Below are 13,018 nucleotides of genomic sequence, written 5' to 3'. Positions count from 1 at the left end.
TATTAGAAATGCTAGAAGTAGAAAATTATATATATAATCAGGTATCTCAAAAAAATCTATCAAAGGAAAGTGCAAAAAAAATGCTTCTTGAATTAAAAAATTCTAATAAAAAAAAGAAGTATAAAGATATGGCGATTATAGGGCTTGCTTGTAGATTACCTGGAGCAAATAATCCAGAGGAGTTTTGGGATAACATTAAGAACGGAAGAAATTGTTTAGATAACTTTCCTTTGGATCGAACAAAAGAATGGATAGATATATATTCTAATGATGTCTTGTATAAATTCCTAACAGGTGTAGAAAAAGGTGAGCCCGAGGAATATGTTATTAACAATAGACCGATTGGCGGATTTTTAAACGATATAAGTCAATTTGACAGTTCATTTTTTGGAATTTCACCTAAAGAAGCTAAGTTCATGAGTGCAGAGCAAAAGTTGATGTTAAAAGTTGCTTGGGAGTCAATTGAAGATGCAGGATATGGTGGAGATAAAATTTATGGAACTAATACAGGAGTTTTCATAGGAAAAGATAATACAACATTAGGTCTTTATAAATATTTAACTGAAGCAGATGTGATGCATGTTACTGGATCGTGGAACTCAATATTAGCTAGTCGGTTATCTTATTTATATAATTTAAAAGGACCAAGCATGATTGTAGATACAGCATGTTCTTCAGGACTGGTATCGTTGCATATGGCATCTAAGGCAATAAGCAATGGTGAATGTGATATGGCAATCGTTGGTGGGTTACAAATTCAATATATGGCAGAAATATCGGATTCTAAGCTAAGTTTAAGCATGGTTGAATCGAAAGATGGTAATGTCAGAACTTTTGATAAGAGTGCTAATGGTACTGTGTGGAGTGAAGGTGTTATATCTGTAATAGTAAAGGACTTAGAAACTGCAATTAGGGATGGAGATAATATACATGCTGTTATGAAAGGAAGTTCCACTAATAATGATGGAGCATCTAATGGAATAACAGCTCCTGATGCACGTGCTCAAGAGGAAGTTATAAGTAAGGCATGGGAAGATGGTGAAATAAATCCGGAAACCATTTCCTATTTTGAAGCGCATGGAACAGGAACAATTTTAGGTGATCCAATTGAGATAAAGGGTTTGACAAATGCATTTAGAAGATTTACAGATAAAAAGCAATTTTGTGCAATCGGTTCAACAAAAGCTAACATTGGACATACTGTAGCTGCATCAGGGTTAGCAGGGGTAATAAAAATAATTTATGCTATGAAGAATAAACTATTACCACCAAGTATTAATTTTATGGAAGTAAATCCTTATATAGATTTTGTAAATTCTCCAGTATATTTAAATGATTCACTAAAAGAATGGAAAGTAGATATGGGAGTGCGTAGAGCATGTATTAATTCATTTGGGTTTAGTGGAACGAATTGTCACTTAGTACTAGAAGAAGCACCTAAAAGAACTAGGGTAAATAGTGATAAAACGGAAAAGATATTTCTACTTTCAGCGAAAAGTGAAAGCTCAATCAAAGAATTATGCAATAAATATATTGAATATTTAGAAAAAGATTTAGATGTTTCAATTGATGATATATGTTACACAGCAAATACTGGAAGAGGTCATTATAACTATAGATTAGCTGTAATATGTATGGATAAAGAGAGTTTAAAAAGCAGGATAGAATTTGCATATAATAACTTAATAAGTGGTAAAAATAGAAACGAAAAAAATGTATTTTATGGATACCATAAAGTTGTTAATAACGTAGGTATCATGGAAGAGAACGAAATAACTGAAAATCAAAGATATGAATTAACCAAGATGCTACGTTCAAATATTAAAAAGAAGAAGGATGATTTAGAAAATATAGGTACGTTATATGTACAAGGAGCCGACATAAACTTCAAAGATTATTATTCAGATCATAAATATAGAAGGGTTTCGTTACCAACTTATGCTTATGATGATAAGTATTGCTGTGCTAAAAAGAAAACTTTTGAAATTGAGGTTACAAAAGAGGTGGATAGAAATATAGATCATCCATTGTTTGACCGATTATTAGCAGATTCAATGAATACTGTGATTTATGAAACTGAATTTAGTCCTTCCAGACATTGGATTTTAGCAGAACATATTTTTTTAGGTGTAAGTGTTGTTCCTGGCACAAGTTATATAGAAATGGCAAGAGAAGTATGCTCAAGATACTTTGATACGGAAAGTATTGAGTTAAAAGATTTGGTATTTTTATCTCCAATATCAATAAAAGAGAATGAATCTCTTAAAGTGCAGACTATTCTCGAAAAAACGGATGAGGGAGTTAAGTTTTCAATTTGCAGTAAGAATGTTGATGGAATTTGGACAATTCATGCCAAAGGAAATGGTTCAAAGATAGAGAAAGAGAATAGAAAATATGAGTTGAAAGAGTTACGGGATAAATTACATCTTTTGTTATATCAAAACGAAGATGGAAAATATTATAAAACAGAAATGAGAAATATTGAAAACATGGCATCAGAATATTTTGTTTTTGGTAAAAGATGGCAAAATACTATCAATGTTTATGGAGATGAAAGATATATTGCAGAGGTATTGATCACTCAAGAATTGCCAGATTTATACGCTGCAGATTTAGATGATTATTATTTGCACCCAGCATTGATTGATAATGCTATCAATAACGAGATAAGCGTTTTGCAGGGAGCATATTTACCTTTTGTATATAAAAGTATAAAAATATATAGAAAAACTGGTAAAAGGCTATATAGTCATATAATAAGAAAAAATCCTGAAGTTGTAAATCCAGAAACTGCAACTTTTGATGTTGTACTATTTAATGAAGACGGGGATATTATATCCGAAATTAATTCATATTCAATTAAGAAAATGAATGTTACAGAACAAAATACATTTTTAAATAAAAATAGTAACAAAGTTCCTTATTTTAAAAAGGTATGGATAGAAAGTCCGATAAAGGATGAAAGTAAATCAATTAGTTCAGAGAAGATTTTAATATTTGAAGACAATAAAGGTATTGGTAAAGAGATAAAATCAATATTAAAGTTACAAGGCGCAGTTACGATAGACGTTAAAAAAGGTGATAGATATGAGAAAGTATCTGATAATGAATATAGATTAGGGAATAGTCTTAATGAATATATTACATTATTTAAAGAACTTAAGGATAGTAGTATAACGAAAATAGTTCATTGTTTCGGGTGTGATTCTCCTAATGAGGATAACCGAACAGATGAAAAACTAGAGGATGGATTATATAGTTTATTCAATATAACAAAAGCATTAATAAACAATAAGATTTCAGATAACATCGGCATTTATGTAGTAAGTAAATATGCTAATTCTGTGGATGGCAGTGAAAAAGTAATATGTCCGGAAAACAATGCATTAATAGGTATTACAAAAGTAATCTCAGAAGAACATGCAAAGTATGCTACTAAGTGTATCGATCTTGATGATGAAACTGATTCTAGCAAGGTAGTCGTTGAAATAAAGAATTCATTTGATAAGGTGGTGGCATATAGAGGTAATGTAAGATATATGGAACAGCTTAAGAAGTACAGTCTAGAAGAGATCAGTTATAATGAAATAAAAATAAAGGAAAATGGAACTTATGTTATTGCGGGTGGAACAGGTGCTTTAGGACTAGAGGTATCAAAATATCTTGCGAATGAGAACAAAGTAAATTTGGTTTTACTAAATAGGTCAAAATTACCTGAACGCAAATATTGGGATGATATTATAACGGATAATAAAGAAAAATCATTAGTTAGTAAGCTAGATAAAATAAGGAAAATAGAAGAGTTGGGAAGTAATGTTTATTCATATAATGTAGATATTTCAGACGAAGATCAGCTATCAAAAGTTATTGATGACATAAAGAATAAGTTTGGAAATATTGATGGAATCGTAGGAGCAGCGGGGGTTGCTGGTGATGGGTTTATAATGAACAAGTCAAGATATGTATTTGATAGTGTAATAAAACCTAAAATTCACGGAATTATTTTATTAGATAAATTAACAGAAGATCTGAATGTTGATTTTTTTATTAATTTTTCATCCGTGGCATCAATTCTGGCTGGGGCAGGACAAAGTGATTATACAGCAGCGAATGCATTCTTAGATAGTTTTAATGATTATAGAAATAAAATGGGCAAGCAAACGAAAGTTATTAACTGGCCGGCATGGAAAGAAATTGGAATGGCAGCAGATTACAGTTTCAATAATGAAAACAATATATTTAAAGAAATTGATATAAATAAGGGAATAGAAGCTTTTGATGAAATATTAAAATCAGATATTTTAAAAGTAATACCAGCAGATATTAATTATGATGTATTGGCCAATAATAAAAATTATTTATCTATTAATTTATCAGATGAATTATTAGAAAAGGTTAATAATATTCAAGTACACAAAGAACGTAAAAATAATGCAAGTATAAAAGAAATTATATCAAATATAACATTAAGAGGCAGAGGAGAAGAATATACTGAAATTGAAAGAAAGGTTGCAGAAATTTGGTGTAAAACATTGGATATTGAAGAAGTAAATATTTTTGATAACTTTAATTCTATAGGCGGTGACTCTATATTGGCATTACAAATTTCAAATAAAATGGAAGAATTATATCCGGGTATCACAGATATTACAGATGTTTTTTCTTATTCAACGATTGCATCTTTCTCAGAATATGTTTCAGGTAAAACAGAAATACATACTAAAATAGAAGAAAAAGAGCAAGAAAAATTTGAAGATAATAATATAGATAATTTATTAGATGATTTTGAAGAGGGAAATATTTCTTTAAATGATATATTGGATAAATTTGAATCATAGTAAATCTAAAATACATCTAGTAAATTTAATGATGCATTCAAATGAGTAAGAGACTTTTATGATTAGTAATAATGTACTTGTAGTGTAGAAAATAAATGGAAGAAGGTAAAGTTGTGATATGAGTAAAAAAGCATTCATTTTTCCAGGACAAGGCTCACAATATATTGGCATGGGAAAAAGTTTATATGAAAATTATAAAATTGCGAAAGATATTTTTGATGAATCGAGTGGAATTCTTAATTTCAATTTAAAAGATCTCATATTTAATGGAGATATAAATGAATTAACGAAAACAGAGAATGCGCAACCAGCAATTTTAATTGTTAGCTATTCCATATTTAAAGTTTTTTCAAATGAATTTGAAATAAAACCCAATTTTTTGGCAGGCCATAGCTTAGGTGAGATATCTGCATTAACTTGTTCAGGAAGTATTCCGTTTCATGATGCCTTAAGACTTGTAAGACAAAGAGGATTATTTATGAAAGAAGCAGCGAAGTCAGATATTGGAATTATGAAATCTATTATATGTGAAGACAAAACCGTTGTTGAGAATGAATGCGAAAGTATAAGAGATTTAGGTGAAGAGGTTGTGATTTCAAATTATAATTCTTCAAAGCAAATTGTTATATCTGGAACTAAAAAAGCAGTAGAAATGGTGGCTGATAATGTAAAGGATAAAGTGAAAAAAATAATAAATCTCGAAGTTAGTGCACCTTTTCATAGTCCAATTATGGAATCTGCTTCCAATAAATTTGGAGAAGAATTAAAAAAATACAATTATAAAAAGGGCATATATACTGTTATTTCTAATACAGACGCTAAGCCTTATGACAATTTCCAAGAAATAAAAGATAAACTAAAAAATCAGATTATTTTACCGGTGCAGTGGAATCAGTCGATAGAGTATTTAGTGAAACAAGGCGTAACTTGTTTTATAGAAATGGGTCCCAAAAAAGTTCTGACAGATATGATAAAAAAAAGTTATCCCAATATGTTGGCTTTATCTTGTCAAGATTCAAATGATATGAATAAATTAAAGAATATTCTAAGTAAAGATATGATAAAAACTAAAATAGCTTTTATTAGCAAATGTATAAAGGCAGCTGTAAGTACTAAAAATAGTAACTTTAATAGTATTGAGTATAAAAAAGGTGTTACAGAGCCATACAAAAAGATAAAAAGGATAGAAGATACTTTAGAAAAAGAAGAAAGAAGGCCTAATGAAAGTGAGATAAATGAGGCAATCATAATGCTTAAATTAATATTTAAAACTAAAAAAGTTCCAATAAAAGAACAAATGGAATATTTTAACGATATATTTGATGAGATAAGTAATAAAGAAAGATTTATTAATATAATACAAGAGTAAAGTGCAAATTATAATAGGGTAAATTCATATATATTGACCATAGGAGGCTATAAATGGGAAGTATAAAAGAAATAAGTAAATATATACTGAATGAAGTTAAAAATAAAAAAATGAATAAAGAGGAAGCATTATTCATTTTGAAAAAAATTTCAAATGAGTTTGTTGAAAAACATACTGACATAGCAATTATTGGATTGAGTTGTCAATTATCAGAAGCAAATAACAAAGATGAATATTGGAAAAATTTATTAAATGGTTATTGTAGTATAAGAGAATTTCCAGATAAGAGAAAAAAGGATATAGAAACTTTGCTGGGATTCAATGAAAACATAAATTATAGTAAGTCAGGTTATTTAGAGGAAATTGATAAATTTGATTCCGAATTTTTTAAGATAGCACCGAAAGAAGCTATTTTAATTGATCCATTTCACAGAATATATTTGGAGAATGCTTATGAAGCATTGGAAGATGCAGGATATGGTGCGGATAGAGTGTATGGTACGAATACAGGAGTATTTGTAGGTATGGATCATACAGCTAAAATCAAAATAACCTATTTAAATTTAGTTGAGGAGGTTGATTTATTAGCTGCAACAGGATCATGGACAGGAATGCTTGCAAGCCGACTCTCTTATTTGTTCAATTTGAATGGTCCTAGTGAAGTAATTGATACAGCATGCTCTTCGGGGTTAGTATGTGTGCATGAAGCGTGTAAGGCTTTAAAAAATGGTGAATGTGATATGGCTATTGCAGGAGGAATAAATTTAATTTTAAATCCTAGTGTTGATGGTATATTGGATTCTATACAGTCTGGAGATATCAGTATAAGATCTTTTGATAGATATGCAAATGGAACAGTATGGGGAGAAGGCGTAGCTTCTGTAGTATTAAAGACTCTAGATAAAGCAATTGAAGATAGAGATAATATATATGCTGTAATAAAGGGTAGTGCTGTCAATAATGATGGAGCTTCTAATGGAATAACAGCACCGAATGCGTTAGCACAAGAGGATGTAATAACGAAAGCTTGGAAAGCCGCTAATATAGATCCTAGAACCATTTCATATATAGAATCTCATGGTACTGGAACATTATTAGGTGATCCTATAGAAATCAAGGGGATTACGAATGCATTTAAAAGATATACAGAGGATAAGCAATTTTGTGCAATTGGATGTGTCAAACCTAATATAGGACATACGGTAGCAGCTTCTGGAATAGCAGCATTAATTAAGGTTGTCTTATCTATGAAAAATAATGTTATTCCAGCAACTATAAACTTTGATGAGCCAAATAAATTTATAAATTTTTGTGAATCACCCTTATACGTAAATGATAGAGCTAGGTCTTGGGAAAAGGCTGAACAACCAAGGAGAGCCGGAATTGATGCATTTGGTTTTAGCGGTACAAATTGTCATGTTGTGATAGAAGAAGCTCCAATCATTTTAAGAAAAAAAGATGAAAGTAAACCTTTCAAGTTATTCACTATTTCTTCTGAATATGCAGAAGGGATTACAAAATTGATTGATAGTTATATTGAATTTATAGATAAAGGAAATGATTATGACTTAGATGATTTATGTTTTACTGCTAATACAGGAAGAAAACAAAGTAAATATAGAGTGGGTATAATAATCGATGGGAAAGAAAGCTTTGAAAAAAAAATAAGAAGCTTAAAAAATAGAACCGTCATGGACTGCTTACATATGAATACTGAGGATAAAGATAAATTATTGACTGAGGTAAATAAAAGAATAAATAGATTTCTGGAAAATAATAATAAAGATAAAGAGGCTTTGGAATATATATGTCAAGCTTATGAAAAGGGGATAAATATACCTTGGAATCTTTTTTATTCAAATGAAAAACGAAATAAGATCAGTATTCCAACAACGCCTCTTAAGAGAACTAGATGTTGGCTAGATGTTTCAAAAAGAAGAACAAGAGCAATGAATGAAAAGAATAGTGAAAAAGAAGAAATTGAGCTTGAAAAAATTAAACTTTGTGGAAGAGAAAATAATACATATACTGAGTTAGAACAAAGCATAGGTACTATTTGGGGTAATGTTTTAGGGTTAAACAAAATAGATATTGATAAAAGTTTTTATGAAATGGGTGGCAATTCTATTATATCAATAAAAATAATTAATTTGATTGAAAAGGAGATTGGAGTTAAATTACAAATATCAGATATATTAAATAATGCCAATATTAAAAAAATAGTTCATTTAGTACAAACCAGAGAGTTAAAAGATAGAATGAGTCAATACGAAGAAATTCCATTATGTGATAAAACTGAATACTATGAAGCTACATCAGCACAACAACGTATTTTTATGCTAGATCAACTGGATAAAGATGAAACGGCATATAATATTCCAGTATTTATTATGATACAAGGAAATTTTAATAAAGACAAATTTGAAGAGGCATTTAAAAAACTGATAGCCAGACATGAGATATTAAGAACTTCATTTGATTTTATAGAGGGGCATGTAGTACAAAGGGTCAGGGATTCTTTTCAGTTTCAATTAGAGGAAATCATAGTTAATAGCGAAGAGGAAATGAATGATATTATTTATAAATTTATAAGACCTTTTAATTTGAAAGAAGATGTACTGATTAGAGGCAGTATTATAAATATTAAACATAATCAAAACCTTTTATTGATAGATGTACATCATATAGTGGCTGACGGAGCTTCAATTGAGATTATTGAAAGAGAACTAATCTCTTTATATGGAGGACAAAATTTAGGAGAATTAAAAGTTAATTATAAAGACTATGCAAGATGGCATAACAGATTAGAACAAAGCGAGGATTTAAAAAGGCAAGAAGAATATTGGATCAATAAATTTCAAGGTGATATTCCAGTTTTAAATATGCCAACGGATTATCCAAGAGGTTATACCAAGGAATATGAGGGTAAAAATATAATCTTTTATTCTGACGAAACTGTTTTAAATAACTTAAATAAACTATGCTTAGAAACAGAAACTACATTATTTATGACTTTAATTGCAGCATTTAACATATTGTTATCAAGATATAGTAATCAAGAGGATATCATTATAGGAACTCCTATTGCAGGAAGAAATCATCCAGATGTTGAAAACTTAATTGGTATGTTTGTAAATACAATTCCTTTGAGATGTAAGATAAATTCGGGTGAATCGTTTAAAGATTTTCTTTTAAGAGTAAAAGAAACGTCTTTAAATGCATATGAAAATCAAGAGTATCAATTTGATAAATTAGTGGAGAAGTTAAATATTCATAGAGAATTAAGTAGAAATGCTCTGTTTGATGTAATGTTTGTATTGCAGACAATGGATGCTCCAACTTTAGAAATTAATAATTTAAAATATATTCCATATGAGTATAGTAAAAAAATATCAAAGTTTGATTTGGTTTTACAAGTGATGCCAAAGGAATCAATATTAAAATTTGATTTAAGTTATTGTTCAAAATTGTATAAAGAGGAAACGATTCAAAAAATAGCCAGTCATTATTTAAACATTTTAACTGAAATTGGAGTAAATCCGGATCTTAAAATTTGTGACATCAATATGTTAAGCCAAGAAGAAAAAGACAAAATAATAAATGTTGGACAGGGGAAAAAGGAATTTGTAGATAAAGTTCATAAAGTTAATGAGCTTTTTGAAAAACAAGTAGAACTAACACCAGATCATATTGCGGTAACAGCTATTGATGGAACACTTACATATAAAGAATTAAACAGTAGAGCAAACCAAGTGGCTAGATTATTAATTAAAAAGGGTGCTAAATCAAATGATATTATAGCAATCATAAGCAATCGTACTAGTTCTATGGTAGTTGCGATAATGGGAATACTAAAAGCCGGAGCCGGATATCTTCCTATAGACATAGAATATCCTACAGAGAGAATCAATTATATGTTAAAGAATAGCTGTGTAGATATCATTTTAACCACAGAGGTTTTGGCTGAAAATGTAGAGTTTACTGGAGAGTTTATAGACTTAAATGTTCAAAAAATAAAAGAAACCGATGATGGAAATATTAAAACTTATGGAGAACAAAATGATGCAGCATACGTAATATATACTTCTGGCTCTACAGGAACTCCAAAAGGGGTAATGATAGAGCATCGCAACTTAGTGAATTTAATGACTGCATTAAATAATAAAATATACAAAAAATTTGATCAGTACTTAAATATTGCATTACTGGCACCATATGTTTTTGATGCATCGATTAAACAAATATTTGTTGCATTACTAAATGGACATAACTTAAATATAGTTCCAAGTGAAGTAAGAATAGATGGAGTTAAGCTTGTTAAATATTATAAGGATAACAAAATCGATGTATCAGATGGCACACCAAGTTATATAAAAATTTTATCAGAAACGAAAGGGTGTGCTGAAATTAATGTAAAGCAATTTATAATAGGTGGAGAAGTTCTTCTGGCAGAAAATGTTCGTAAATTTTACGAAAGATTTTCACTTAGAATTGATGCTCCTTGTATTGCCAATGTATATGGACCAACAGAGTGTTGTGTAGATACTACAATTTATATGGTTCATGACGATAATTTACGTAATTTTGTATCCATTCCACTAGGAAATCCGTTACCAAATTGCAATGTATATCTATTGGATACGAACTTAAAACCGGTTCCAAATGGAGTAATAGGAGAAATTTTTATTTCGGGAAATGGAGTAGGAAGAGGATATTTAAATAATGAAGGCGCAACGAATCAAAGCTTTCTGAAAGATATAATGAATCCTAACAAAAAAATGTATAAAACTGGAGACTTGGGGTTATGGTTAGATGATGGTAATATTCAATTTGTTGACAGGGTGGACAACCAGGTAAAAGTAAGAGGATTTAGAATTGAATTAGATGAGATTAAGAATATTATATTAAAGAATAGAGCAATTAAGGATGCTGTTGTAACAATTCATAAAGATAGAAGAGGAGAAAATTATATTTGCGGCTATGTTATCTATGAAGATGGTATTGAAGAAATAAATTTACCAGACTATTTGAAGCGGTATTTACCAGAATATATGATTCCTAAATATATTGTAAAAATACAACAAATACCTCTTACTTATAATGGAAAAATTGATTACAAAAATTTACCAAATCCTAAAAAAGTATGGGATGATAAAAACAGATATGTTCCCCCAAGAAATGATATAGAGAAAGCATTATGTGAAATATGCAGAAATTTATTAGGTGTTGACGAGTTTGGAATTGAAGATAACTTTTTTGAGAACTCTGGTGATTCTATTAAGGCAATGCAACTAATATCCAGAGCAGAAAACTGTGGATTCTTACTTGAGGTAAAGCAAATATTTACATATCAAACAATAAAAGAGCTTAGCAAGGTAGTAAAGATAGGGCATAAATACATAGATAACCAACTTATTACGGGCGAGATTGGAATTACTCCACTTCAGTTTTTCCTTTTAGAATATGGAATAAAAAATGCAGGAATTAGAAATCTTTCATTTATGTTATACAGAAAAGAAGGATTTGGAATAGACAATATTAAGAAAATATTTAAGAAGATCATTGAGCAGCATGACGCATTAAGAATCCTATTTAAGTTTAGGGATGAGAAATTAATCCAATATAATAGGGGGCTTGAGGATAATATTATAGAAATAAGAGAGGCAGATTTATGTAATACCTCTAATCAATTAGAGTATGTAAATTTAGAGGTAGACAAGTTACAAAAAGGAATGGATTTAACCAAAGGGCCTTTAATTAAATTAATACTATTTAAGGATAATGTTGGAGAACATTTATTTATAACTATTAATCAAATGTTGATCGATCATATGTCCTGGAGAATAATTTTAGAGGATTTAACGATAGCATATATGCAGCTTATTAATAATGAAGATATTAAGTTACCTAATAAGACAGATTCATTTATGAGTTGGAGCAAATATATCTATGAATATTCAACTAGTGAACGCTTATTAAATGAAAAGGAATATTGGAAAAAAATTGAATATACAGAGATTAAGAATATTCCAACTGATTATAAATGTGACAGGAGTATTGCAAGAGATACTAGGCTGATAGAAGGTTATTTATCGATAGAAGATACGGAAGAACTAATTAGAAAAGTAGATTTAAATAAAGGAATTAAAATAGATAATATACTTTTAGCAGCTTTGGGGTTAACATTAAGAGAAATTGCAGGGGAGTTTGTTTATGCCGTGAATTTCGGTAATAACGGAAGAGATATAGAAGGCTGCAATTTGAAAATTAACAGAACCGTAGGAAGATTTACTTCAATATATCCAATATTAATTGATATGAGCAACTATATCAATATAGAATTATTAATGAACGATATGAACCAAAATATCCAATCCATTCCAAACAAAGGTGTAGGGTATAATATTCTTAAATATTTGTCAAACAGTAATGATATTAATTATAAATTAAGACCAGAAATAGGATTTAGCTTTATGGGAGCATTTGATCAAGATATTATTACTGATGTATTTACTATATCTAAATTAATAACTGGAAAGAACTTAAGTGATGAAGAGCCAAGAAGATACAAATTTAATATAGTAACTATGATAAAAATGAATAGGTTAAATATAAGAATAGATTATAGTTCAAGACAGTTTAAAGAAGAGACTGTTGTTAAATTTAGAAATTATTATATAGAAAATATATATAAGATGATAAATATAATAAAGAGGAAGAATTAATACATTAAATTATTTGTAAAAAATATTATCCTATGTAAACTTAAGCTAAATCTGCTAAATAATATGAATTTAATAGAATACTAATA

Annotated in this window: 3 protein-coding genes; all 3 read left to right on the top strand. The window is 29.2% G+C overall.

The features are described from left to right. The first annotated feature begins 8 nt into the window (after nt 1-8). The 3 genes from C8E03_RS02515 to C8E03_RS02505 all read left to right on the top strand — a co-directional run bounded on the left by C8E03_RS02515 (nt 9) and on the right by C8E03_RS02505 (nt 12,932). The gene (locus tag C8E03_RS02515) at nt 9-4,838 is read left to right on the top strand and encodes a type I polyketide synthase (RefSeq protein ID WP_110290201.1); all 4,830 of its coding nucleotides are present in this window, start codon (nt 9-11) and stop codon (nt 4,836-4,838) included. A gap of 118 nt (nt 4,839-4,956) precedes the next feature. Continuing rightward, nucleotides 4,957-6,207, top strand: a complete 1,251-nt coding sequence (gene fabD, locus C8E03_RS02510) for an ACP S-malonyltransferase (RefSeq protein WP_110290200.1) — start codon at nt 4,957-4,959, stop codon at nt 6,205-6,207. 53 nt (nt 6,208-6,260) lie between these two features. Next, on the top strand, nt 6,261-12,932 hold the full coding sequence (locus tag C8E03_RS02505) for a non-ribosomal peptide synthetase (RefSeq protein WP_110290199.1): 6,672 nt from the start codon (nt 6,261-6,263) through the stop codon (nt 12,930-12,932). Nucleotides 12,933-13,018 lie beyond the last annotated feature (86 nt).

Origin of the sequence: Lachnotalea glycerini (assembly GCF_003201285.1) — a bacterium.
GTDB lineage: Bacteria > Bacillota > Clostridia > Lachnospirales > Lachnospiraceae > Lachnotalea > Lachnotalea glycerini.
The sequence above is the reverse complement of the archived record's forward strand: the minus strand, read 5'-3'. Positions and strand labels throughout refer to the sequence as shown.